The organism is Roseibium sp. AS2 (assembly GCF_038900065.1).
Lineage (GTDB): Bacteria > Pseudomonadota > Alphaproteobacteria > Rhizobiales > Stappiaceae > Roseibium.
The window spans coordinates 54276-77112 of sequence record NZ_JBBMQN010000005.1 but is presented as its reverse complement, the minus strand read 5'-3'; the positions used below and the strand labels follow the sequence as shown (position 1 = coordinate 77112).

Here is a 22837-nt window from a genome sequence, read left to right as displayed (position 1 = left end):
CCGCAGCCACACCAAGCTGGAAAACACCATCGCTAGAGGGCATGGACGACAACGTTTCGTAGCTGGTTACCTTTGGGCAAAAGACTGCATGCTCGGGGGGCTGCGCCTGTGAATTCAGGGATGAGGAACAAAGTTGACGTTGATACTTTCTGGACAAGCGTCAGCGTTGTCCGCATACGAGACCTCTGGTTGATGGGAACAGTAACCGCCCAACATGCGCACGTTGGCTAAACTGGATGCTGTAAAACTGATTTTGAAGAACGCGGAACTCTCGATCTTATGCAGATCGGTGCACCGGAAACGCTATCGTTTCATGAAAAATGGCGGAGAGGAAGGGATTCGAACCCTCGAGACCCTTCCGGGCCTACTCCCTTAGCAGGGGAGCGCCTTCGACCACTCGGCCACCTCTCCGGTAAAGCCCGTTTACGAACAAAAGCCTCGCAGTTCAAGGCGTTTTTTCCCGGGGCGTCCGTTTTCCCCATTGCGCCGCCAGGACACGGGCCGGCATGGTCGCAATCCGGGAACGGTCCGGCGGAACAGTCTCCTGACAGGGCTCCATTGCCGCTCCAGCCGTCGTTCCACAATCGTTCAGGCCCTGCCCGGTCCACAATTCAGCCGCACTCATCTGCAGCGATGGCGACTTCTTCGATCAGGACCGGTATCGGAGCCCCGCGATCTCAAGTCTTTATCCCACCGCGCCCCTGACCCGATTTGTCGCACAACGGTTTTCCTGGGTGTGCGCGCTCTGGCTCCATCTTGCGCTTTTCGCCGTGGCAACCGATGCCTCCTTGTGGCGCAGCGGTCCGCCGCCCCCCGAGCTGGTGCCGCAGGAAACCGTTTCGGTGGAAATCGTGACGGACCGTCTCGTACGGCCTTTACCCGATCCATCACCCGATCCGGCAGCCGGCCTCGCCGGGGCGCGGCCGTATCCGGCGGAGCCCGGGACCGCCTCCCTCACCCGGCCACCTGCGAGCGGACGCGGTTCGATATCCGCTCAGTCCAGCCGGACCTGGGTCACGGCGACCACGCTGCTGGCCGGCGCCGTGATGAGCGACCCGCGCTCGCGCCAGGCCAGCGTCGCGCTCGCCTCCCTGACGGGCGCGGACAAGACGGAACAGATCTGCGCCCTGGAAGCCATGGAACAGGTGCGCAGGGACAGGCCGGGGTTCCGGCCGACACGGCTCGCGCCGCACGCCTTCAGAAACGCCACCCGGAAGGGAAACACGGTTCATGTCGCCGCCGGCGCTGTGCGCAGCAGTCGGGTCTGGTATGAGATTGCCTACAGGTGCCGCCTGGACGCAGGCGGCCGCGCGATCGCCGGCTTCGAATACGCGCTGGGGGAACCGATAGACCGGGCGCTCTGGGACGACCACGGACTGGCTCCGGTTCATTAGTCTCGGGCCCGGCACTTCATGCCGAACATGCCTGGTGGACGCGGCAGCGACGTTTCACGCTGCCGCGTCAGGTGATTGCTCCGGGTTGAGATGCCGTTTGGCCGGCAGCCCCATTCCGGATCAATGCATCGACAGCCATTCGCGAGCCGAACGCTGGGCTTCAGCGATCTCAGACGGGTCCATTTCGCAGGAGATTTCCTTGCGGTAGCGGGCGGCATCCCGGTTTCCCTTGAGCGCGGCAATGTTGAACCACTTGTGCGCGGTCACCAGGTCGGTCGCGCCGTGACGGCCACAGGCACTGTCCAGACCCATCTGGAACAGGATATCCGCCGTGACCGGCTTTTCACCAAAACTGGCCATGTCGGCCGAATGCACTTCAAAACGAGCCATGTTGCTCCCCTTTTCATCCTCTGTCTGACTTACCGGAGCACCCCGGGCCGTTCTGGCCGCAGGTGGGATGCCCCTTCCCCATAAGACGATCGGTTGTCCGTTGCCGGGTGCGCACACCCGCAAACAAGCTGATCTAAGAAACCCAAGCTTTTGCGAAGCTTTCCCCGTCGTTTCCTGAGACACACTTCATCAGCAGCAGTTAAAAGGCCCGTTAAAAATCACGTTTAACGCAATGCCAACAAACACTTAAACAAACCTGAAATTTACAGGACGGTAATCATAAGGTTTCGGATTTACCTTTAAAATCAATCACCTTCTCTGAAAATTTGACAAGGCTCCTCAACACTCTGTTCACCATGGATTCTTTTCCATGGTCAAAGTCCTGTTGTTAAGGCCTCTCCGGCGAGACCGCGCAGTTCCTTTCATACGGACCGGACGCAGCCGGCGTGAAAGTTGCGGACATGACGTGGGGTGACGGCTTTGCAGACGCTCGGCAAGGACAACCAGTGGAAGGGCAAGGTCTATAACGCCGAGGACGGCAAGACCTATACCGGCTTCATCGAACTGACCACGACGGACCGGCTGAAGCTGCAGGGCTGTGTCATGGGCGGGCTCATCTGCAAGGGCGAGACCTGGAGCCGGGTCGATTAAAGTCCGGGAAAACCCCTTCCGTCGCCGATTCCCGATGATCCGGCCATGGCTCTGTCGCATTTGCCGGTCAGAAATCGACCTGCAATTCTGACCAGCACTGCGGCGGGGTATTCTTGGAATGAACGGCCTTTCGATCCCTGAACTGAAATTCCGACTGCCGAGACCGGCCCTCGCCGCCCTCGTTGCGGCACTGCTGCTGCCCGCGGGCGGTCCGGCCCTCGCGGCCCCGGACATCACCGGAAACTGGAAGACGCCTGCCGGCGCGGTCATCAAGATCGCCCCTTGCGGCAAGGTGCCCTGCGGCCGGATCGTCGATTTCAAGGCGCCCAAGGGCTACACGGTGCGATCGACACCCGACGTCAAGAACAAGGATCACTCCAAGAGAGCCCGCAAGGTCCTCGGTCTCAAGGTGCTCTGGCGGCTCAAGCCTGTATCAGGAAAATGGACGGGCCGGGTCTACGATCCACGCCGCGGCTTCAGCGCCAATGCGACGCTGCGCAAGACCGGGACCTCGACCCTGCAGGTTCAGGGGTGCGTGCGCGTCGTCTTCAATGTCTGCGAGAAGGAAACCTGGCGCAAGGTGAACTGACACGTCGCCTGCTTCGAAGCGTCAGAGCATTTTCTTGTAGCCCAGATGGCTCTGGTCGTAGCCGAGCTTCCTGTAGAAAGGATGCGATCCTTCGCGTTCCCTGTTCGAGGTCAGCTGGATGACGCAGGCATTCGCCGCGCGCGCCAGCGTTTCGGCATGAGCCATCATCGCGCGCCCGATACCGGCGCCCTGCCGGTCGGCGCGCACGTGCACGCTTTCCAGTTCCACCCGGGGACGGCCCTTGAAGGCGATGCCCTTCAGAAAGTGGATCTGGAAGGTACCGACGACTTCGTTGTATTCGTTCAGCGCAACGTAAATATCGCATTCCGGCGCGCTCCGCAGCGCATCGAAAGCGGCGCGGTAGTCCTGCCAGTCGGAGAACTCACGGTCCTTGCGGACCGATGTCGCCCCGGCATTGATGATGCCGACAATCTGCCGAAGCTGGCCGGGCTGCGCTTTTTCGATCCGGATCGGATTGCTCACCTTGTGTCTCCTACCGGCATATCGGGTCGTCTGCGGACAATTCGGCAACGCCCCACCAGGTCGTGCGCCAGTCCGGCGCCTTCCACAGATGCGGCCAGGCGCCGGTCATGTAAACGCTCGATACCGGCGCTGCGGCGTCCCAGAACGCTTTGCCGGCATAGCGCTGCGCTGCCGGGATTGCGGGCGCCGCGTCGCCTTCCTCCCAGATGAAGAAACACTTGTCGCGCGGTGCGGTTCTGGCGGCAATCGCCTTGGTGACCACGCGGGCACCGGGAAACAGAACTCTCAAGTTACCTCCGGTATAGCCGTCATCGGCAATCAGCGTCGCATCCGCCGCTCCGAGCCGCGCCAGGGGGGCCTTCAGATCCGCATAGGGTTTCATGTGCCGGCACTTGCCGCCGCACCAGAACCGGTCCGGCGCGGCAATGCCGGGCACCCGGGCCAGAAAGGCAACAGCGACCAGCGCCAGCACGACAGCACCAAGCCAGCGCCAGTGACGCCTGAACGCAAAGCGCTCCAGATCGGCGAACAGGAAGACGGGAAGCAACAGCAGGAGCGGATGCATGTGCCGCTCCTTCACGTAAGTCGCGCCTGTCACGGCAATCAGGACCGCCGTCAGGACGATCATCGCCAGGACCGTCCGCCCGCACAAGCGGGCGACATCAGACACCGCAGGGGTCGCGGCATGCCTCCGGCCCAGATACCGCTGCCAGAACAGCAGGGCCAGCAGCGGGACCAGCGGCACGGAAAAGCCGATCAGCCCGAAGGCGAGCCTGCCCAGCCCCTGTGCAGCCCGCCGCGCGTGCGGTTCTCCGGCGCTCACGCCCATCGTGTCGGACACCGAGGCCAGCAGCGTCAGGCCATCGTTCAGGATCCAGAAGGCGTAGGGACTGTAGACGAGCAATGCCGCCAGCGGCACCAGAGCCAGCCCGGCGACGCGCAGCCGTTTGCGCCAGACCCGGTCGCTCATTGCGGCCAGCAGCAGCGCCAGCACGAACAGAGGATAGGAGTGTTTTCCCAGCAGTCCGGTGCCGGCGGCCAGGCCGAAGAGCAGATAGAAGCCGAGCCGTCCGGTCTCCAGCGCCTTGATGAAGAAAAACGCGCTTGCCGCGCAGGCAGTGGTCAGCACGACCGTATGGGTCACGCCTTCATGCAGGTTCCAGCCGAACTGATAGTAGAGCGAATAGGAGAACACACAGAGCGCGGCAAGGCGCGGATCGGATATCGCCTTGCGGGCGATCAGGAACAGGAACAGCGCCGCAACCGAAATCAGGCTGTATTTCACGCAAAGAGCCGACCAGATGCCCGGGCCGAAGACCTGCTGGGCGGAGAACAGCAACCACTCGTAGAGCGGCGGCTGGCGCAGCATGTAGCCGGGCTCCAGCGTCTGGACCAGCACGGTCTCGAACATGTCGTCGGTGCCGAGCACAGGCGTTGCCAGCGCGCGCAGCAGGAGATGCGACAGTCCCCACAGCGCAACGATGGCCCAGACGCCCGCCGGCGTGGCGTAGAACGGTGTCTGATCGGTGCGTGCGGTTTCTGTCTCCGGTGTCATGGGTTCGGGATACAAAATTTCCGCTTGCCTGTAACCCTCGGTGTTCTGATTTTTGACATTCCGGACAGGAGATTTTGGCGCCGCAGCATCATGACCCGTTCATTCGGCGGACCTTCATTCAGCACCGGTCCATTCGGTGGCATGCAGGTCGCGAATGCGAAAACGCACGGCGGATCGTCCGCCGTGCGCTGCATCAGTCATTGGCCTGTCGAAATTCGGCCGTTCGCGCGTCAGAGCGCCGGCAGCGGCGGCAGCGGGGTCTTCAGCCACTTCTTCGACAGCCCGTCGAGCTTGCCGTTCAGCTTCTTGTGCAGGACAAAGACATTGACCCATTGCAGGAGATCGATGTTGCCGGTCTTCACGCCGATGTAGGACGGCGAGTTCGCAATGATGAATTTGTTCTCCAGATTGTAATCCGGATTTTCGTTTGCAATGCCGAGAGCGACCATGTTTCCGGTCACGATCACATCCGCCTGGCCGGAGACATAAGCTGCGATGGTCGCGGCGTTGTCACCGAAGCGGATGATCTCCGCGCCCTCCGGCGCATCTTCGGTTATCGCGAGATCCTCAAGCGTTCCCCCGGTGACGGCAATCTTCTTGCCGGCAAAGTCCGCGATTGTGTCAACGGAGACGTCCGGCTTCGCAAAGGCACCGGAAAAGAATGGGGCGTAGGCATGGGAGAACCAGATCGACTTGGCGCGCTCCGGATTGGCCCCCAGGGTCGAGATCACCAGATCGACCCGGTCGGTGTCCAGAAACGGAATCCGCTGCTTGGAGGTCACTGGAACGAGTTCCAGTTCGACGCCCAGGTCTTCCGCGATCATCCTGGCGACGTCGATGTCGTAACCTTCGTATTCGCCATCAGCACCAAGCGAGCCGAAGGGCGGAAAGTTTTCCGGTGTTGCGATCTTGATCGTTCCAGCTTCCAGAATGTCCTTCAGCTCCGCCGATGCCGGGCTTGCCAGCATCAACGCGGCGGAAACCGCCACCGCGAGCAATTCCACTGATTTCTTCAACATTGCGCGACCCTCCTTAAAGATGTTTTTCATGCGCGATTCGGTCAGGCGGCAGCGGCTGCCCCGCCCCTGGACGTTGTGGACCCCAGACGCTCTTCAAGACGCCGGCTCCACAAGGACAACGGAAAACAGAGCGAGAAGTAGATCATCGCCATGATCGGATAGATGACGAACGGCTGGGTGCCCGGGACAGGCGAGTTGGCCCAGCGCTTGCCGACCGTCATCAGGTCATGGAAACCGATGATGTAGGCAAGGGACGTTCCCTTGATGATCTGCACCATGAACCCGACGGTCGGCGCGATCGCGAGACGAAACGCCTGCGGCAGGATGATGAGAACCATGATCTGCGGAAAGGTAAGGCCCAGTGCCTTGCCGCCCTCGTGCTGGCCGGTCGGAACCGCGGTGATCGCACCGCGCCAGACTTCCGACAGATAGGCGCTGGTGTAAAGCGTCAGGGCGACGCCGGCGGCGTACCAGGGATCGACGGAAACGGAAAAAAGATGCGGCACGCCCAGCCCGAGCAGAAACAGGAGCATGAGCAGCGGCACCGACTGGAACAACCAGGTGTAGACCGTGAAGATCCGCCGCAGATACCGAAGGGGCGACACACGGGCCGCCGTGACCGCCAGTCCGATAAGGCCGCCGCCGAGGAAGGCGACGAGCGAGAGATAGATCGTGAACTGGGTCGCCTCCAGAAGCTGGAAGAGCACGATGCCGAAAGGCTTGCCAAGCAGGGCGACGAACATTTCCTTCACCGGACCACCTTCCATTTGAACAGCCGGTCGTGAAGGAGTGCCAGAATGCTTTTGAACATCAGCGACATCAGCACGTAGATCACGGTCAGCGTGAAGAACACCTCGAAGGAACGGAAGCTGCGGCTGTCGATGTAAAGGCCCGCCCAGGTAAGATCGGTCACGCCGATCTCCGAAATCACACCGGTCGTCAGGAACAGGAAAATGAACTGGCTGTTGAGCGACGGGTACATGGACGCGATTGCCTGCGGCAGGCTGATTTTCAGGAAACACAACCAGCGCGGCAGCCCCAGTGCGTCGGATGCCTCAATCTGACCGTCGGCGACCGATGTCAGGCCGGCACGCAGGATTTCGGCGAAATAGGCGGAAAAATTGACGCTGAGCGCCAGCAGGGCATGGGCCCAGAACGGCCATTGGTAGCCAAGCAGCATCGGCAGGCCGAACGCGATGAAGAACATCTGCACGATCAGCGGCGTGTTCCGGATGAACTCGACATATGCAGTCGCGGCCTGGGAGAGAACCGGGACCCTGTAGTGCCGGACGGCCGCGAGAAGGATCGCGCATAAAAACCCGCAGACACCGCCGGCCACCGTCAGACCGGCGCTGACCAGCGCGCCCTGGGCCAGCAGCCAGAGGTAGTCCGGGTTCCGGTAAATTTCAAAAAATCTAAGGCTGGCCATCGCTGCCCGCCAATGCAATTCCAGTTTTCGCCATACAGGCATTTCCCCCGGTTCTTGTCCGGAGGATCAGCAACTCCCGTGCCAAATGAAATTCAGGTGTTCAGGCGGCTGAACGGACGCCGGCGCGGGCCGCTGTGCCTGCAATTCAGGCAGGTGGCACATTGGCTAAGCAGGAGGCAATTCCCATCCAAAAACCCTGCCCCCGCCGCACCGCAGCGGTTGCTGCCAGGCTGAAGCCGGCAAATGGAGATATGGTCCAGGTACCTCAACGGCCTCGACGCCCGGGCTGTTGCGTGTTGCGTTTAAGCGGTTTCCTGGATGCAGTAAGACGCCAGAGGCAGCGTTTGCATTGCAAATGCGTTCGGGCGGTTTTCTGAATTCAATCTGACGCGGCACGCGTCAAAGGGCTCACTGCACCGGAAGCCGGCAGACCAAATCCGCAGGCACGTCCTCAAGCCGCATGGTTGTCAGCAAGGCTTCGGGAAGACAGTACCTTCCCGGCTCCCTCCTACTCCAGACCGATCTTCTGTTTCAACAGATCGTTGACGGCTTGCGGGTTGGCCTTGCCCTTGGACTGTTTCATCACCTGGCCGACGAACCAGCCCAGAAGGCCCGGCTTGTCTTTCGCCTGCTCCACCTTTTCCGGATTGGCGGCAATGATCTCGTCGACGATGGTTTCGATCGCGCCCAGGTCAGTGACCTGTTTCATGCCGCGGTCCTCGACGATTTTCGCCGGGTCGCCGCCCTCGGTCCAGACGATCTCGAAAAGGTCCTTGGCGATCTTTCCGGAAATGACGCCGTTCTTGATGAGATCCACGATCGCACCGAGCTGGTCGGCGGACACCGGGCTTTCGGAAAGGTCCTGGCCTTCCTTGTTCAGGCGGCCGAAGAATTCGTTGATCACCCAGTTTGCGGCGAGCTTGGCGTCACGGCCCTTGGCGACATCCTCGAAAAAATCGGCGGAGGCCTTTTCGGCGACCAGAATGTCGGCGTCATAGGCGCTCAGGCCGTAATCGCTCACGAACCTGGCTTTCTTGTCGTCCGGCAATTCGGGCAGATGCTGCGCCAGTTCGTCGACAAATCCTTGCGTGAATTCCAGCGGCAACAGGTCCGGATCGGGGAAATAGCGGTAATCGTGCGCTTCTTCCTTGGAGCGCATCGACCGGGTCTCGCCCTTGACCGCGTCGAACAGGCGGGTCTCCTGATCGATCGAACCGCCATCCTCCAGGATCGCGACCTGGCGCCGGGCCTCGTATTCGATCGCCTGGCCGACAAAGCGGATCGAGTTGACGTTCTTGATTTCGCAGCGGGTGCCGAAAGCGCCGCCCGGCCGACGCACGGACACGTTGACGTCGGCCCGCATGGAGCCCTGATCCATGTTGCCGTCGCAGGTGCCCAGATAGCGCAGGATCGTGCGCAGCTTGGTCAGATAGGCCTTCGCTTCGTCAGAGGATCTGAGGTCCGGCTTGGAGACGATCTCCATCAGCGCCACGCCGGAGCGGTTCAGGTCGACAAAGGACATGGACGGATGCTGGTCGTGCAGCGACTTGCCGGCGTCCTGTTCGAGATGCAGGCGCTCGACACCGATCTCGACCTGTCCGTCCGGCATGTCGAGCAGGATCTTGCCTTCTCCGACAATCGGCTGCTTGAACTGGGAGATCTGGTAACCCTGCGGCAGATCCGGATAGAAATAGTTCTTGCGGTCGAAAACGGATTTCAGGTTGATCTCCGATTTCAGGCCAAGACCGGTGCGGATCGCCTGGCGCACGCATTCCTCGTTGATGACCGGCAGCATGCCCGGCATGGCCGCGTCCACAAGGCTGACATTGTCGTTGGGATCCCTGCCGAATTCGGTCGAGGCACCGGAAAAGAGCTTGGCTTCGGAAGTCACCTGGGCGTGGACTTCCAGACCCATCACGATTTCCCAATCGCCGGTCGCGCCCTTGATGAATTTCTTCGGATCGGGTGTGCGTACGTCGACAAGCGTCATGGTCGTCAAAAATCCTGTTCGTTTCGATTTCATGCCCGGCAGGCAAGACGGCGGCGACCCGTATGGACTTGCTGCGGCGCGAATGATTGGCAGTCTGATGACCTAATCGGGAATTGATTGGCCCGCAAGGGTTTCCTTGCGCGGAGTGACAGCTTTCACCCGGATGGCGGGTGCTGCGCCTGACCGGTGCGCATGATGAAACCGATCAGGACCGCAACCGCCTGGTAGAGTTCCATCGGGATTTCCTGATCGATTTCGATCTGGGAAAGCGCTTCGGCCATCATCGGGTTCTGCTCGATGGGAACGCCGGCTTCCCGGGCAAGCCGTTCGATCTGTTCGGCAACGGTCCCCGCTCCCTTGGCCGTGACCACCGGCGCGCCTTCGTTTTCATAACCGAGGGCGACCGCCAGTTTCTTGCCCGTTTCCTTGCTGCTCACGAGTTCCTCTCCCTTCAGGACTGCCGCCCCCTCAAGACTGCCGGTCCACCCTGGCCCCGGAAAGGGCCGCGGTCTTGGGCGGCAGCCCCCGGATCAGCCGCAATTCCTGCAGATCGAGACCGGCATCGGCGAAAGCGGCCTCCATCGTGTCCCTGACGGCATTGAGCATGTCGAACGTCTCCTTGCGATCGACCCAGAGGCTGGCGTAGGTGCCACCGCCGCGCAGACTGACCGCAGCCTCCAGGGGACCGGTCGCGGTCAGATCGAGTGCGAACCGTAACCGCCAGGCAGGATCCTCTTCACCGTCCTCCTGGTTGCCGGCGCCATCCCTGCCGACCTGCATCTGCATCATCGCCGTCTCCTGTCCCAGCGCCAGCGGCACTTCGAGGACCAGATCCATGGGCCTGGATGCGGACTGAGGGCCGCTGTCCTGCGTGAGGCCGGTGTTCGTCAGCTGGGTGATGCGCAGGCGGGCAAGTGCCGAGTTGGTCTCCTTGAGAAGGGCCTGCAGGTTTTGCGGCGCCGCGCCGGCCCAGTATCCGCCGGACGGCTGCGGTGGCTGTCCCTGCGGCGAGGTGTGCCGGGAGGGAGCCGGCGGCTGCCCGGCGGGCCGGACGATTTCCGAGCGCGCGCCGAGCTGCTGGAGCAGCGACTTGAAGGACAGCAGCGCGGTCTTGAGATCCGGCATGCCGGCCGATGTGCTTCCCGGCTGGGCCAGTTGCGCCTCCCTGAACTGGCCCGAGAGGCGCACGGCCTGTTGCAGGCTTGTGGCCGTCGGCGGGCTGGACGCGTTCAGCCGCAATCCCAGGATCTGCTGCATGGCCTTGACCACTGTGTCCGGCATGGCAACCTTTCCCGCCGATTGTGCGCTCATCAGGCTGCCGACCTGCGCAAACAGTCCGGTCAGGCCCGCCTGCTGCTCGGACAGGGCCTGCTGCAGCCCGCCCGCGATCCCGCTCGCGGGACCCTGCGAACCTGCTGCCGCGACAGAACCGGCCGAGGGCGTGGAAACGGCAGATCCGGCAAGCTGCGGATAGGCACCTGCCGCCGAAGGTCTTGTCTGGGTTGCCCCCGGAGAGGCTCCCGGCCCGCCAGGAACCGCCGCCGCCTTTTGCGAGGCACCAGCGGCGGCGCTTGCCGAAGCCGCTGTCTGTGACGCCGTCGTTGTGCCCGGTGCCGGGGTGCCGGGCATTTGAGATCCTTGTGTCCCGGTTGCCGCAAGTGGTGTTGCGGCCCCCGTCGGAAGCAACGGCTGTGCCGGAAATTTGGCGCCGGAGCCAGATATCGGCCCCTGAGCCGCCGCCCCCTGGAACGGGGCGGCCGCACCGCTGCCCGGAACCGCGGCACCGACCGGCCCGGATGCCTGTCCTGTGACCGCATTGCCCTGGCCAACCGGCGCTGCCGTGCCGTGGCTCACCGGTCCTGCTGCAAGTGGTGCGGTACCGGCTGCTCCGCCTGTCGCGGTGGAAACCGACTGCGCTCCCGCTGCACCGGACGGGAGCGCCGGTGCAGAGGGGCCCGCCGGACCCGGCGGGCCCTGGACGCCTGCAGGCGTCGCCGCTTGAGACGCTCCGGGCGGAAGCGCTGCGCCCTGCTGGCCGGCCGGAAGCTGTGAAACCGGCAATGCGGCCGGGCCGGCGGCAGACGGTTGGCCCGGAGCCGGCGAGCCGGCGGGCACCGATCCGGCCCCCGTTGGCGGTGTCCCCGGCGTGTTGCCGGGGCCCTGCCCCTGCAGTGATCCTGAAGCCCCCGCCTGGGGCGTCGCAGGCCCGGTCGCCGATGACCGGGGAGATCCTGGCCCCGCTTGCCGGAGGCCAGTGTCCGCAGACGCCTGAAGTGCGCCCGATGGCGGAGTCTGGCCGGAAGACGGCGCGTTTGTCGGCACGCCGGCCTGCCCGGCGGCAGCCACCGCCCCGGGAGACGCGGCGGCCGCGGGGCCGCCAGTTGGGAGGGGGGCGGCCGGGAAGGTGGCGGTCGGGAAAGTGGCGGGCGGGCGGGCGGCGCTGTCTTGCGGCCCCGTGCCCGCGGAGAGAATCTGAACAAGATGCGCCCCTGGAGGCACGGGCCTTACAACCGCGCTCGCCGCACCGGCCTGGGAGGGTTGGCCAGCGGCAGACTGGATTGCCGGTTGAAGGGGCTGACCACTTTGGCCCTGAGGCGGGGCCGGCTGCGCGGAAGGAGCAGGCGTGGCCTCCGTCCTGATCAGGATAGCCGGCTGCTGTCTGCTGCCCGAGACCGTGACGGTGACTTCCGCATTGGCCGGCAGGGGCGTGGAGATGCGCAGGTCGATCCTGGCATCGGCGGTCGCGAGACGGACGACGCCACCGGGAAGATTGCTCTCGACCCTTGCCTTGAGTTCCGTTCCGGGCTCGAGCAATTGGGCGGCGGATCCGGCACCGGATCCCTGAGGCAGCGGCGTTGCGCTGATCGTTTCAACCATTCCCTCTCATCCGGTGCGGAGGTTTCGTTCTCTGGCGCTGGGTTACAAAATCATAAAGGCCGAGTATGGCTGGTTTCTTAATGCCTGCCCAGAGGGAAGGCTGTAGTTGACCTTGATCAAGGCATTCCGGAGCCGCCCGTACCAAAGTGGGCGGATCGGCCATCCGGCCAGCGGCAGAACAAGCAAGGCGCCAAAGAAGAAACAGGCCGGTACCGCAAGGAGGAGATGAAGCGTGAACTGGATGGAGCGCCTCAACGAGCGCGCCGAACTGATGGGCAGGATGCTCAAGACGATCGACGCCATGAAAGACAGCCCCCCCGGAACCCATTCAGGGTCGGTGTCGAATTCCGCCGCTTTTCGATGCATGCACTGCACGGCAACGGAGTCCTGCCGCAACTGGCTGCGGGATCACCCGCAAGGCGCCGGGCAGGTCCTGCCCGAATGCGCGAATGCGGCGCTGTTCAACAGCTGGCTGCAGAACTGAGCCCGAACTTGCCGGCGTCAGCCGTGCTTCCGGCGGCGGCTGAGCCAGAATGCCAGAGCGGACATGAGCCCCCCACCGGCGAACCGGAACGGAAACATCGCCAGCGCGCCTGCGTCCTGGGATACAAGCTGCGGCAAGTGAAGCAGGCCGGTGGCCGCATCCAGAATCAGCGACAGCGCAGCCGCCGCGAATCCGGCGATCCACAATTTCCGGGCGCTGTCGGCGCGCCAGCCCAGGTAAGCGCCGATCAGGAGCGCAAACGGGTTCAGCAGACCGGACAATCCGATCAGGTCCAACCATGTGTCTGAAAGCCATGTCATGGGCTTCTCATAGCGCCGGTCGTATGAAATTGCGAGGGTTTTGTCCGCTGCCGGCCGGCGCGAGACGCGGCATATGGTTCCATGCTGTCAGCTTGAAAACTGCGAAAACGGGCAAACAACTGCACTCCAACATCCCGAGCAAGTATTTCTGATTATTTCCGGGCACAAACAACCTGAATGGATAGTCATGTATTAATTAACTATTTTACCAGCCTCGATATCGTGATATTATAAACGAAGAAGGCGTAATAATACGCATCGCTCGAATTTCCATGACATTTGCTCGGCTAGATTAAAATACATGACTTTACTTGCATATATTGAACCCGACGACCCCACGGTTAACCTGGTGGGCGAGACCGACCGCCGGCTTGCGATACTTTGCAACCATTGCGGACGTTTCCGCTACTTGAACAGCTCCCGTTTTTCCGGAGACCGCAGGGTCTCGGACCTGAGCAAGGCGCTCACCTGCGCAGCCTGCAGTTCCAGAGATGTCAGGGCCGTGGCCATCTCCCGTGACCCGGATAGCGGCTACTGGCCGGCCGAGCGCAGTTAACTTCAAAAAATCCCGATAATGCCGCATCTGATGGATCCGTGCCGTTTGCCGGCGGAACGAATCGCGGAGCGTGGTCCGCTTGACCGGGCCGTCGGCTCAACGACGCCCGGTGAGAAACCTTTCTGCAACACTTCACCGGAAAGCACCCTGCCCCGGGCTGCCGGAATGTTGCCGTGCCCGCCCCCGCATGCTAATCGCCTTTTCATCCACTGAGAGGTTTTATGCGCGGATTGCAAGAGTCCCGATAAGCCCCGGCTGAATTCAGCCGGGTGAAATGCAAATCAGCACCGCATGCGTCTTGCTGCGGTGACTGCTGGCGTGCATCCAAATTCAGGCATCTCAGTATCAATGGACATTTCCAAAGCCGAGCAACGGGTCCTGCACCTGCTGGCTCAAGGCGGCTATATCCTCGTGGAGAAAAACGAGGACGGCCGTGCCATTTCCCATGAAACCGTTACCCGTGAAGGCTGGTTCTGGGGCGGTTGTTCCCTGCGGCTGTTCCGCAAACTGAAATACAAGCGGTATATCTCGTCGAGAAACAGCGGCCCTTACCGCATCACGCAACTGGGTCTCAAACGGGTCCGCTCGCAGTTGGACAACCGCTGACGGCCCCTTGACCCCGGGACCCCTGGCCCGGAGCATCCTGTGTTCTCTGGAACACGCGATGCTCCGGCTCCCGAAGATCGATCGACAACCCGACCCTCGCCAGGGGGCCGGTTGTCACGTTTCGACTTCCGGCCGGTCGCCCAGCAGATAGCGCGGACCGCGGCCTTTTCTGGCGGCGGCATCTCCGGAATTGTAGAGCCGGCAGGTTTTCATGGACAGGCAGCCGCAGCCGATGCAGCTGTCCAGCTTGTCCCGAAGCGCGGTCATCCGTTCGATGCGACGGTCGAGATGAGACCGGAACTCCCGGCTGATCCTTGTCCAGTCCGCCTTGGTCGGCGCCCTGCCCTCGGGCAAGCGTTTCAGTTGCTCCGCGATCTCCGCAATGGAAAAGCCGAATTCCTGCGCGACCAGGACAAAGGACAGCCGGCGAATGTCGGCACGCAGAAACCGCCTCTGGCCGCCCGCGTTCCGGCCCGGATGCACAAGGCCCCTTTCCTCGTAGAAACGGATCGCCGAGACGGACAGTCCTGTCCGGTCCGCCAGTTCGCCGATGGTCAGGGGATCGGTGCCTCTGAGTACCCTTTTCACTTTTTCGTCCCGCCGCTCTTGACCTCAACCTTACTTGAGCAATTATCTCCAGTGTCCCAACAAGGTCAATCTTTGAAAGGACACCAAATGACCACTGCGTTTCTGGAACATGTGAACGTGACCGTCAGCGACCCCGAAGCGACGGCGAAACGGCTGGAGGACTGGTTCGGATGGCAGGTCCGCTGGAAGGGCGACAGTCTCGAAGGCGGCACCACCTACCATATCGGCAACGACAGCAGTTATATCGCTGCCTATACGCCTGCCCGACGGACTGCAGCGTCGGATGCCGTCAGCTATCACACCCGTGGCGGCCTCAACCACGTCGCCATTGTCGTCGACGATCTGGATGCCACGGAAGCGCGCATTCTCAAGGGTGGATACAAAACCAAGAACCACGGCGATTACGAACCGGGCCGCCGCTTCTATTTCCATGACGACGACGGCATCGAATTCGAAATCGTGAGTTATGCCGGCTGAAGCCCGTTCAAACCCGAAGCGGGCGGCGGCGGTCTTCGCCGGTCCGCCGCCGGCCACAGGTTATCGGGGCGCCATGCGGATCGCGCCGTCCAGCCGGATGGTTTCGCCGTTCAGCATGTCGTTCTCGCAGATGGACCGGACCAGTTGCGCGTATTCGGCGGCCTTGCCGAGGCGAGAGGGAAACGGCACCTGCTGTCCAAGAGAGTCCTGCACTTCCTGGGACAGACCGAGCAGCATCGGCGTTTCGAATATGCCCGGTGCGATGGTCATCACACGGATGCCCGAGCGGGACAGATCGCGGGCGACAGGAAGCGTCATGCCGGCGATACCCGCCTTGGACGCGGCATAGGCCACCTGCCCGATCTGGCCGTCAAAGGCGGCCACGGACGCCGTCGACACGATCAGGCCGCGGCCACCGTCCTCCGTGACCGGATCGAGCGCGGCCATGCCGGTCGCGGCAATCGAGATGCAGCGGAAGGAGCCGACCAGATTGACGGCGATCACCTTCTCGAACATGTCCATGGGATGCGCCTCGCCACGGGACGTGGTCTTGGCGACCGGGGCAATCCCGGCGCAGTTGACCAGGATACGTTCCTGGCCATGAGCCTTGCGCGCGCTTTCAAACCCGGCTTCGACACTGGCCTGATCGGTGACGTCGACATCGGCGAAGACGCCGCCGATCTCATCAGCGACAACTGCGCCCTGGGCTGCGTTCCGATCAAACAGGGTCACCCGGACGCCCTCGGCTGCCAGCATGCGCGCAGTTGCGGCGCCAAGGCCGGAAGCGCCGCCTGTCACGATGGCAGCAAGTGTAGAATCCAGTTTCAAGTCAGCCTCCCATTCAATGTAATCCATTGAAAAAAATGGATTTAATCTTTCTTTTTGACGATTAGGTCAATCAAGTTCGCAAAGTGACCGAGATTGACCGCCCGGTCAAGACTTTCCCGATGGGTGCGCAGCGGCCGGACTACTCGGCGGCACGGGCGGCAGCGGGGTCTTTCCAGCCAGGACAATCAGGTCGACCGGCGTGTCGATACCGGCGACCTGCGCGCCGGGGCGCGCTTCGACCAGCGGATTGCCAAGGCCTTGGGCACAGGCAAGGTCGTAGGTGACCCTGTCGGTCAGCGCCCTGGACTGCTGCACCTTGTTGGCATCTTCCAGCTTGGCTGCCCTGTTGACCGCATCGCCGATGACCGTGAATTCCAGCCTGTGTTTCGACCCGATCACGCCGACGGTGACAGGCCCGGCGGCCACGGCCACCCCGATTTCAAGATGACCCGGCCAGCCTGCGGCTCTGAACCGCCCCTGCTCCGCTTCCGTGCAATTGACCAGACGCTGAGCCGTTCGCAACGCATCCGCCGCATAGGTGCCGGAGGCATGAACCGCGCCGAAGGTGGCCAGGATGCCGTCGCCGAGAAACTTGTCGACACGGCCGCCCTCGTCATTGATCACCTCGACGGCCATGTTCTGATATTCCGCCAGCACGGCCAGGACGGTTTCCGGGGACAGCGCCGCGGAAGTCGAGGTGAAGGCCCTGATATCGGCATAAAGGATCGCAGCCTCCCTCTGGCTGCCTTCCCCCGCCTGCAATTCCGTGTCGGCGCCGGTAATGGACGCAGCCACTTCCGGCGCGAAGAACCGGCGCAGGTCCATCGCCGCGGCCTGATCCCTGCTGGCCTCGAACAGCATCGAGCGTCCCCGGTAGAGCGCAACCGACAGGATCACGGTCACCGACAGGATGACCATCGTCTTGTCGAGCTCGGCGCCGATCAGGATGGTGTTCCCGGTCAGGTAGTCGACGTAGTTGCGGGTGACCCGCATATGGTCCATGTCCGCCAGCACCGCATAAAAGACCAGCCCGAGCCAGCCCGCCACGGCAACCAGCCCGGTTGTCAGGACAAACCGCGGATCGAAACGCAAGGCCCTCAGACCGATGAAGATGAAGACATACATCAGCGTCGGGGTCTTCAGGTAAAAGGTCGGGTGCTGTCCGTACTGGATGTGGAAGGAAAAAATCAGGCCGACCAGCAGCGCCATGTCCACCCCGATCGATATCAGCAGATACCATTGCGGCAGCTCGAAGCGATAGGACAGCAGCAGCCGTGTCACCGTGAACAGGAAATAGGCTGCCAGAGCGAACGGCACGAAATTGAAACCGGCGGTACCTTCGGCCCTGGGGGCGATGGCGTAAAGGGTGGCGAAAAACAGGACCAGACCCAGCTGCACCCAGCCGATCAATTGCTCCGAGGATGCTTCCCTGGCGCGTATTTCGGCCCGCACACGGTCTGGAAGCCCGGTTTCGGGCGGCCCGCCGCGCAGGATATATCGAACCGTATTCAGCAAGAAGGCCACCTTGGCGCCGGAAAAAGACAAAACGTGACCGGAGTTTCCTCCGGCCGGCAAAGTTGCGCAAGAACCCCGCGCGAAAGTGACCGGTTGTGAGTGTGACGGGCTAGGCCGGACGGGTGCCGTGCAGACGCAGTTGTTCCACCTTGAGAACCAGATCGCTCTGACGCCGGCACCCGGTCTTGGCCAGAGCCGACTTGATCTGGTTGCGCGCGGTATGAATGCTGATCTGGCGGTCCAGGGCGATCTCGGCGGGTGTCAGGCCGTCCGCCAGCTTCATCGCTGTGACGGCTTCCGCCTGGCTCAGTGCAAGCACCTGTCTCACAAGATCTTGAAAGGACATTCGGCTGAGTTCCGGCTTGAGCGCCAGCAGGACACCGGAATCGGGTCTGGTCACGAAAGTACCGAAAGGCATTTCATCCAGATCCGTCAGATTCAGTGCCATTGTCCGGCCGGCCCATCGCTGTCCGCTGTCATCCTCAAACCGCCAGTTCCTGAAAATGTTGAAAGCGTCTTTCGACTGCAGCCGGACAAACGCCGCGAACTCGCTGTGAACCTGCGAGGACCGGAACTGAAGGCGGCGCTGGAAGCCGCTGCCGATCGGCGTACCCCTGGCGAGCATCTTGTGCGCCTCGGCGCAGGCATAGTGGACCGTCAGGGACGAATCGACCACGAGTATCGCCGTACCTGTTCCAAGCAAGTGCTGTTCGGACGCCCATTTTTCAAAGGAGAGACCTGAAATCGTGCGGTTGATTTCGAGAGACTGCCGGATGACCGGCGCGAGCTTGCGGCACAGCGTGAGCCAATCGGTTTCGTATCTGTCGCGATCCTTCGCGCGCATGTTGCCGCCGATCAGGAACATCCTGCTGGTATCGGACGCGAGCATGGATCCGCCGCCTCCGGTGATGTCCTCGCTCGGGGCCAATAGATCGGCATAGAAAGGCGTTTTCTTCAGTATGTCCGGTGGGCAGAGCTGATGCGAGGACATGACCTCACCGGTGGGGAAATTCGGGAAACTGGCTGCAAACGGGTTCTTGTCGGCATAGAAGTTTTCGTAGAGTTCCAGGATATGGGGATCATACCCGGAGCTGAAGGCGAGCGGCGCTGCTCCGGTGAGATGGTCGTATCCTATCAACTGCGTGCAGATGCGCGTCCCCAGAACCTGGCTCAGTTCATCCAGAAATTTCTGCCACCGGCCCGGATCCATGGCGGCAGAAACCGCCAGGTTCGACAAGTGTATATATTTTTCAGCGGCAACGACCACACCACCCCCCAGCGGCCTTTGTTCCTTCACCCGGACATCAACGCGACCCAGTTCCTCCACCGGTAAATTTGTCGTCCTTTAGTCCAAATGGACCATGCACTTAACGTATACACCCTGTAAACAACTATTGATCGTATTTGGTATTCAGCCGTAACGTTCTTTCAAGTTTCGACTGGATGCTTTCCGGATGCACTTCAAGGAATTCCCGCATTCCTGCACCCGGCAGACGGTCAATTTTTTAAGAGTAGTGTTTTTTTGGGCGGCCGTTCTGGCCGCCCTTTTTTTAATTGTTCGGAGCCTGATGCCGAAGAGTGTTGATTGTGTCTGACCTGACCGCGTCCGGAGGACCTTTCACCAGACGCGTATCGCAGGACAAGGCGCCCCGCCGACAGACGGAAATGGCCTACCAGATGGGTCATACCCAACACCCTTTGGCATAAATCCGCCAGTTTGCCCGTTTCGCTCCGTGAAGCCCGAACTTTTTTGACGGTCATTCTGAACATAAATTGGGTCGATACGAAGGGAAATGCGTCAGCGAACCTGTTGCTTTACCCCGATTTGATAACCGTTTTTAGAAAAGTACTCGGGAGGTTCGTGGAAGAATTCACAAGACCGCCTTGAGGGTACGTGATTGAACGCCAGGCAGCTTCTATCCAGGCCACACTTGTGTCTGCATTGTTCGTAAGAAACCCCGGAAGCGCGGTAGTTCGGCTCCCCGACAAAAGCTTTTCCCCGACGCCGTTTAAGTTCGATTTTTGAATCGGACACAGAAATGTGCCGGGTTTCGCTTTGCAAGACATAGGTATCTGACTTTGCCTGGACATACAGCTTTCCAGCACTTCGAGAGACATTCTTCGCAAAGCAATACCGGTTCCATCGATCATACGTCACCGCGGAACATCCTTCTTTCTCAGCACAGAGATCAATACACTGGTCGGGCGACAGTTTCCTGGCCGTGAACAAGTCCCCATCCGGCAAATCCGCGCCGACAAAGCGTCGATACTTGCTTGCCGGCCTTCGGTCTGAAACCGCGGTCACTTTCACATCTGCATCGCGCGGACTTTCCCCAACAGAGCCGCCGGCTGTGCTGGCCGAGGAAATAGGCGTCAACGGATGATAAACGAACCACGGTGGAACAGTTGTGCCGGAACCACGTCCATTGTTTGGCTCTGGATTGAAATCCTGGCCAACCGAATAGCCGTAAAACGATACGCTTATCCCGTAGCTGTCCTCGTATTCGTCGATATACGTTGACCAGCCGTCCGTGAGCCTGACGTGACAGCCAAGGTTTCCGAATTTGGACGGGCTATAGTAGCCATAGGCCTTGCCTTCGATTTCATCTCCCGTCCTTGTGATCACGGCTCTGCGATCCATTTCCGACTCGCCATCGCCTGCAAGCGCTTCCCGGAACTGCTCTTTCAGAGGCCCCTTCCGGAGCAGCGCTTCAGATCTGGTCGAGGCGAATGTGTTGTCGCAAATGTTCTGGATCTCGGCGGCTGTTATGTGCTCCGGATAGGTGAGCCCCTGCAGGGCGATGTCTGACAGAACGGCATCCCCGATGTACGTCAGCCGATACATGTCGCTGGGTCGGGTCGTTAGTATCCTGTGGTAGAGAAAGTCATTCATGGGACTGACGCCATGACGTTTCGTCACCTTGATTTCGAAGAAGTTTTCGGCCGCCTTGAGGGCGATCTCGAACGCCTGCTCAATCTGCTTGCCGGAAAAACTTCCCCCTGCCGGCAAGTCCAGACTGGGGGCGTGGAAACCAAGCGTGCCACCTGCATCCAGCTTTCTGTCCCGCAAGTGGATCACCGCGGTTCCCTGGGTCACGCTGCCTCCCAGAAACGCCAGGGAACAGGCCGATTCACAACGTTCGCCAGACACTATTCGGGTTCGGATATTCGCTTCCCAGATCCGGTCGAACAGCTTCTTGCCCTCCAGCAGGCTGCCCCCTGGACTGTCCAGACACAAGACTCTCCCCTGGTAACTTCCCCCAACACCATCAAGCTTGAGATGATCCCCCTCGGTTATCGGTCCCCGCAGATGAAAGTCGCACCCTGCCACATCCGAAGGCTGGACTTCGGCCGCGAAAACGGTTGCGGGCAAGGCCAGGATCGCTCCGATGACAATGGCTGATCTTCTCACACCCCAACGGCGCATGACGGGTCCTTTTGAAATTCAGAATCGGCAATGTGGCCATCGAACAGGAAATTCCGCCAAAATGGAAGGCAAAGCAAACCAGACGCAGGCGTGTTGAGCCTGGTGAGTGCCTGTCCGTGGCCGGGCGGCACGCCCGCACGATTTTCGTTATTGTTGCCTGATGGTCGCGGCAGGCAGACGGTGCGGCGGTCACGGTTTGCGGAGAGGCCCGTCGGTCTGGATCTGAACGCACTGAGAGCGCGGACAAGGGGCTCACGGCCGCAGGACCATGCCTTCGCTGGCGACCAGCATGCCCGGATAGGCATTTTGCGCGGCCAGGCCGATCTCGTCGAGCTCGTCGTCGGAGCGGCGCGGATCATGGTGAAACAGGACCGGCGTTTTGACATTGCCGGCTTTTGCCAGTTGCACGGCCTTCTGCCAGGTGGAATGCCCCCAGCCCTTGAAGGTCCGGTATTCGTCATCGGTGAACATGGCGTCATAAATCATGACATCCGAGTCGCGGACGAAATCCGGCAGCGCTGCGTCGATCTCCGGATCGCCGTGTTCGTGATCCGTGATGATGCAGATGGATTTGCCGTGAAACTCGAACCTGTAACCACAGGCGCCACCGGGGTGGTTGAGCCGCGTCGTGCGGATCACAAGATCGTCCTGCCGGGGAATTGTATCCCCGGCGGTGAACGACTTGAACTCAACGGCTTTCAGCGTCTTGGCGGCGACCGGGAAGATCGGCGGCGACATGATCCGGCTGACAATATCGATGAGATTGGTGCCATCCTGGAAATGACCGGCCCAGGCGGTTACCTCGAAGCTCGGGTCGTAAGCGGGTTTGAAAAATGGCAGGCCGCAGATGTGATCAAGATGCGTGTGCGTGAACAGCAGATCAAAGGAGCGCGTCTTGCTGCTGCACAGTTCCATACCCAGATTGCGGGCTCCGGAGCCGCAATCCACGAGCACCAGCGCGTCCCCCGCCCGGATCTCGAAGCAGGAGGTTTCGCCACCATAGCGCAGTGTGCTTGACCCAGGCGTCGGAGTGGATCCTCTGACGCCCCAGCAACGAAGCCAAAATTCCTCGGTCACATGTTACTCCCTGGGTCAACGGAGGTCCGGCGGAACCGGATTAGACGTCCAAAAGCTGATCGTTCCAAAACTGAACGTCGCGTGCCTCAGCCACTGGAGGCGCCACGGCGCGCATCGGCCAGGTCCCGGGTTGTCCTTTCAAGCCGCAATGCAAGGGTGCGCATCACCTCAAGTGAAATATCCGGAAATTCTTTCAGAAGTTTCAAGAAGTCGTCCTTCGAGACGGTCAAAACATCCATGTTGTTCGCAGCAACCAGTGTGGCGGTTCTTGGTACGTCGCACAGAATTGCGATTTCGCCAACAATTGAATTTTCGGAAACCTGAGCGACCTTTTTCTCGCCCTCGGGCGTTTGCACCAGCACGTCGGCATCGCCGGCCAGAATGATGAAGGCGCAATCGCCTTCCTCTCCCTGAGAGCACAAGCGCTCGCCCGATGGATATTCGGTGCGGTCGCTGATAAAGGCCAGCAGCCGCAGCTTGGTTTCGTCAATTCCGTGAAACAGAGGGACCTTGCGAAGAGCCTCAACCTCGGTTTCCAGGGTCATGTCGTCCTCCAAAGCAATTGCCGTGTCACGCCATTCG

At 61.3% G+C, this 22837-nt stretch carries 24 protein-coding genes and 1 tRNA gene; 7 read left to right on the top strand and 18 right to left on the bottom strand.

Annotation, left to right across the window (positions count from 1 at the left end; genetic code table 11):
* Positions 1–321: 321 nt before the first annotated feature.
* Positions 322–411 (bottom strand) — tRNA-Ser (locus tag WNZ15_RS15465).
* Between the two features lie 323 nt (positions 412–734).
* Here WNZ15_RS15465 and WNZ15_RS15460 point away from each other — a divergent pair.
* Positions 735–1394: a DUF930 domain-containing protein gene (locus WNZ15_RS15460; RefSeq protein ID WP_342893895.1), complete on the top strand. Its 660-nt coding sequence runs from the start codon at positions 735–737 to the stop codon at positions 1392–1394.
* Positions 1395–1514: 120 nt separating this feature from the next.
* Here the strand turns inward: WNZ15_RS15460 and WNZ15_RS15455 are convergent, their stop codons facing one another.
* Entirely contained in the window at positions 1515–1784 is a 270-nt protein-coding gene (locus WNZ15_RS15455) for a hypothetical protein (protein WP_342893894.1), read from the bottom strand.
* A gap of 471 nt (positions 1785–2255) precedes the next feature.
* Between WNZ15_RS15455 and WNZ15_RS15450 the strand changes: the two genes are divergently transcribed.
* Positions 2256–2435, top strand: coding sequence for a DUF2147 domain-containing protein (locus tag WNZ15_RS15450; RefSeq protein WP_342893893.1), 180 nt, complete (start codon positions 2256–2258; stop codon positions 2433–2435).
* Between the two features lie 118 nt (positions 2436–2553).
* Positions 2554–3024 carry a DUF2147 domain-containing protein gene (locus WNZ15_RS15445; RefSeq protein WP_342893892.1) on the top strand — a complete coding sequence of 157 codons (471 nt, stop codon included), beginning with the start codon at positions 2554–2556 and terminating at the stop codon, positions 3022–3024.
* A 21-nt stretch (positions 3025–3045) separates the two neighbouring features.
* On the opposite strand, the gene WNZ15_RS15440 is transcribed toward WNZ15_RS15445, so the two are convergent.
* The 8 genes from WNZ15_RS15440 to WNZ15_RS15405 form a co-directional block, all read right to left on the bottom strand.
* Entirely contained in the window at positions 3046–3507 is a 462-nt protein-coding gene (locus WNZ15_RS15440) for a GNAT family N-acetyltransferase (protein WP_342893891.1), read from the bottom strand.
* Between the two features lie 10 nt (positions 3508–3517).
* Complete coding sequence (locus tag WNZ15_RS15435; RefSeq protein WP_342893890.1) at positions 3518–5062, bottom strand: glycosyltransferase family 39 protein; 1545 nt, start codon at positions 5060–5062, stop codon at positions 3518–3520.
* Between the two features lie 230 nt (positions 5063–5292).
* Complete coding sequence (locus tag WNZ15_RS15430; protein ID WP_342893889.1) at positions 5293–6081, bottom strand: transporter substrate-binding domain-containing protein; 789 nt, start codon at positions 6079–6081, stop codon at positions 5293–5295.
* A 41-nt stretch (positions 6082–6122) separates the two neighbouring features.
* Positions 6123–6848 carry an amino acid ABC transporter permease gene (locus WNZ15_RS15425; protein WP_342893888.1) on the bottom strand — a complete coding sequence of 242 codons (726 nt, stop codon included), beginning with the start codon at positions 6846–6848 and terminating at the stop codon, positions 6123–6125.
* Positions 6830–7510 carry an amino acid ABC transporter permease gene (locus tag WNZ15_RS15420; RefSeq protein ID WP_342893887.1) on the bottom strand — a complete coding sequence of 227 codons (681 nt, stop codon included), beginning with the start codon at positions 7508–7510 and terminating at the stop codon, positions 6830–6832. The genes WNZ15_RS15425 and WNZ15_RS15420 overlap by 19 nt, the downstream gene beginning before the upstream one ends.
* A 508-nt stretch (positions 7511–8018) precedes the next feature.
* Positions 8019–9500, bottom strand: coding sequence for an Asp-tRNA(Asn)/Glu-tRNA(Gln) amidotransferase subunit GatB (gene gatB / locus WNZ15_RS15415; protein WP_342893886.1), 1482 nt, complete (start codon positions 9498–9500; stop codon positions 8019–8021).
* Positions 9501–9655: 155 nt separating this feature from the next.
* Positions 9656–9937: an EscU/YscU/HrcU family type III secretion system export apparatus switch protein gene (locus WNZ15_RS15410; RefSeq protein WP_342893885.1), complete on the bottom strand. Its 282-nt coding sequence runs from the start codon at positions 9935–9937 to the stop codon at positions 9656–9658.
* Between the two features lie 31 nt (positions 9938–9968).
* Positions 9969–11129 carry a flagellar hook-length control protein FliK gene (locus tag WNZ15_RS15405; protein ID WP_342893884.1) on the bottom strand — a complete coding sequence of 387 codons (1161 nt, stop codon included), beginning with the start codon at positions 11127–11129 and terminating at the stop codon, positions 9969–9971.
* Positions 11130–12123: 994 nt separating this feature from the next.
* Here WNZ15_RS15405 and WNZ15_RS15400 point away from each other — a divergent pair.
* A complete protein-coding gene (locus WNZ15_RS15400; protein ID WP_342893883.1) occupies positions 12124–12345 on the top strand; it encodes a hypothetical protein in 222 nt (73 codons plus the stop codon).
* 273 nt (positions 12346–12618) lie between these two features.
* Entirely contained in the window at positions 12619–12861 is a 243-nt protein-coding gene (locus WNZ15_RS15395; protein ID WP_342894360.1) for a DUF6455 family protein, read from the top strand.
* A 17-nt stretch (positions 12862–12878) separates the two neighbouring features.
* Here the strand turns inward: WNZ15_RS15395 and WNZ15_RS15390 are convergent, their stop codons facing one another.
* Positions 12879–13181, bottom strand: coding sequence for a phosphatidylglycerophosphatase (locus WNZ15_RS15390; RefSeq protein ID WP_342893882.1), 303 nt, complete (start codon positions 13179–13181; stop codon positions 12879–12881).
* Positions 13182–14085: 904 nt separating this feature from the next.
* Here WNZ15_RS15390 and WNZ15_RS15385 point away from each other — a divergent pair.
* Positions 14086–14343 (top strand): YjhX family toxin, encoded by a 258-nt coding sequence (locus WNZ15_RS15385; RefSeq protein ID WP_342893881.1) that lies wholly within the window; start codon positions 14086–14088, stop codon positions 14341–14343.
* A 114-nt stretch (positions 14344–14457) separates the two neighbouring features.
* On the opposite strand, the gene soxR is transcribed toward WNZ15_RS15385, so the two are convergent.
* A complete protein-coding gene (gene soxR, locus WNZ15_RS15380; protein ID WP_342893880.1) occupies positions 14458–14931 on the bottom strand; it encodes a redox-sensitive transcriptional activator SoxR in 474 nt (157 codons plus the stop codon).
* Positions 14932–15018: 87 nt separating this feature from the next.
* On the opposite strand from soxR, the gene WNZ15_RS15375 reads away from it, so the two are divergent.
* Positions 15019–15408, top strand: a complete 390-nt coding sequence (locus WNZ15_RS15375; RefSeq protein ID WP_342893879.1) for a VOC family protein — start codon at positions 15019–15021, stop codon at positions 15406–15408.
* Between the two features lie 60 nt (positions 15409–15468).
* Here the strand turns inward: WNZ15_RS15375 and WNZ15_RS15370 are convergent, their stop codons facing one another.
* The 6 genes from WNZ15_RS15370 to WNZ15_RS15345 all read right to left on the bottom strand — a co-directional run bounded on the left by WNZ15_RS15370 (position 15469) and on the right by WNZ15_RS15345 (position 22800).
* Positions 15469–16236, bottom strand: a complete 768-nt coding sequence (locus WNZ15_RS15370; protein WP_342893878.1) for an SDR family NAD(P)-dependent oxidoreductase — start codon at positions 16234–16236, stop codon at positions 15469–15471.
* Between the two features lie 105 nt (positions 16237–16341).
* Complete coding sequence (locus WNZ15_RS15365) at positions 16342–17760, bottom strand: adenylate/guanylate cyclase domain-containing protein (RefSeq protein WP_342893877.1); 1419 nt, start codon at positions 17758–17760, stop codon at positions 16342–16344.
* A gap of 100 nt (positions 17761–17860) precedes the next feature.
* Positions 17861–19078, bottom strand: coding sequence for a helix-turn-helix transcriptional regulator (locus tag WNZ15_RS15360; RefSeq protein WP_342893876.1), 1218 nt, complete (start codon positions 19076–19078; stop codon positions 17861–17863).
* A 471-nt stretch (positions 19079–19549) separates the two neighbouring features.
* Complete coding sequence (locus tag WNZ15_RS15355) at positions 19550–21178, bottom strand: PAN domain-containing protein (protein ID WP_342893875.1); 1629 nt, start codon at positions 21176–21178, stop codon at positions 19550–19552.
* Between the two features lie 252 nt (positions 21179–21430).
* Complete coding sequence (locus WNZ15_RS15350) at positions 21431–22255, bottom strand: MBL fold metallo-hydrolase (protein WP_342893874.1); 825 nt, start codon at positions 22253–22255, stop codon at positions 21431–21433.
* A gap of 86 nt (positions 22256–22341) precedes the next feature.
* A complete protein-coding gene (locus WNZ15_RS15345) occupies positions 22342–22800 on the bottom strand; it encodes a Crp/Fnr family transcriptional regulator (protein WP_342893873.1) in 459 nt (152 codons plus the stop codon).
* Positions 22801–22837: the final 37 nt, after the last annotated feature.